1 protein-coding gene is annotated in these 1,751 nt (G+C 64.9%); it reads right to left on the minus strand.

What is annotated here, in order from left to right; all coding sequences use genetic code 11:
• Positions 1 to 1,751 (minus strand): DNA polymerase (locus tag B4F07_RS11275; protein WP_293704789.1); only part of this gene is annotated, 1,751 nt, incomplete at both ends.

Raw genomic sequence — 1,751 nt, forward strand, 5'->3', positions numbered from 1 at the left:
CCAGCGCGAAATGCCATAGAGGATCGAGAAGTTGACCGTCTTGGCCTTGCCGCGGGTGTCGCGGTTGCTTTCGCCGAACAGCTCGATCGCGGTCGCGCTGTGGATGTCCTGTCCCTGCGCAAACGCCTCTTTGAGTTCGGGGACGTCGGCCATGTGCGCCGCGAGCCGGAGCTCGATCTGGCTATAGTCGGCGGCGATCAGGACATGGCCGGGCGCGGCGATGAAGGCGTCGCGGATCTGGCGCCCGGTCTCGGTGCGGATCGGGATGTTCTGGAGATTCGGGTCGGTCGATGACAAGCGCCCGGTCTGCGCCCCGACCAGGCTGTAGCTGGTGTGGACGCGGCCGGTCGTGGGATTGATCTGCTGCTGCAGGGCGTCTGTGTAGGTCGATTTCAGCTTCGCAAGCTGGCGCCATTCCAAAATTTTGCGCGCGATCGGCACGCCGTCGCGTTCGAGCCGCTCGAGTTCGTTCTGGTCGGTCGACCAGTCGCCCGACTTGCCCTTGCGGCCGCCCTTCAGGCCGAGCTTGTCGAACAGGATTTCGCCAAGCTGCTTGGGGCTGCCGATCGCAAAGGGCTGTCCGGCAAGCGCGTGGATTTCGCCCTCGATCCGCAGCATTTCGGTCGCGAATTCGCCCGACAGCTTGGCCAGATAGTCGCGGTTCACCATGATCCCCGCACGCTCCATGCCCTCGACAATCGAGGCGAGTGGCCGGTCGACCATCTCATACACGCGCGTTCCGCCCTCGATCGGCAGGCGCAGCTTGAGCAGCTTCCACAGCCGGAGCGCGACGTCCGCATCCTCGGCGGCATATTCGGTGGCGCGATCGAGCTGGACCTCGGCAAAGCTGATCTGCGACTTGCCCGTCCCGCACATGTCCTTGAAGGTCAGACAGGTGTGATCGAGGTGGAGCTTCGCCAACTCGTCGAGGCCGTGCTGATGCTTGCCTGCGTCCAGCGCGAAGCTCATCACCAGCGTGTCGTCATAGGGCGCGATGGTGACGCCGTGCTGCGCGAGCACGCCAATGTCATATTTCAGATTATGCCCGACCTTGAGCACCGCATCGTCGGCAAACAGGTCACGCAACCGGTCGAGGGCGTCGTCCATTGCGATTTGCTCGGGCTTTTCGGCGAACATATCGGTGCCGCCATGACCGAGCGGGATGTAGCACGCTTTGCCCGGCGCGGTCGCCAGGCTGACCCCGACCAGCCGTCCGGTGACGCTGTCGAGACTGGCGGTTTCGGTGTCGACCGCGACGACATGCGCGGCGCGGGCATCGGCGATCCAGCGGTCGAGTGCGTCTAGCGTCGTGACGCATTCATACGCCGAGCGGTCGATGGCAGGCATCGGCGGTAGCGCGGGCGTCGACGGCGCGTTGCCCACGCTCGCCACCGGCGCAGCGTCCGCACGCGGAAAGGTCGGCGGCCCACCGGGGGTGCCGCCAAGGTCGAGCTTCGCCGAAAGCGAGCGGAAGCCATGTTCGTCGAGAAAGGTCTTGAGCGGCAGCGGCGGGATCGCACCGAGCTTGAGGTCGTCGAGCGCATCGGGCAGCGGACAATCGCGCTTCAGTTCGACGAGCACCCGCGACAAGCGCGCCATATCGGCATGTTCGATCAGATTGTCGCGCAGCTTCGACGTCTTCATCGTTTCGGCGCCCGCCAGCACCTTTTCCAGATCGCCATATTCGACGATCAGCTTGGTCGCGGTCTTGGGTCCAACCCCGCGCACGCCGGGGACGTTATCGACGCTGT

It is taken from the genome of Sphingopyxis sp. UBA6723 (genome assembly GCF_002454115.1).
Lineage (GTDB): Bacteria > Pseudomonadota > Alphaproteobacteria > Sphingomonadales > Sphingomonadaceae > Sphingopyxis.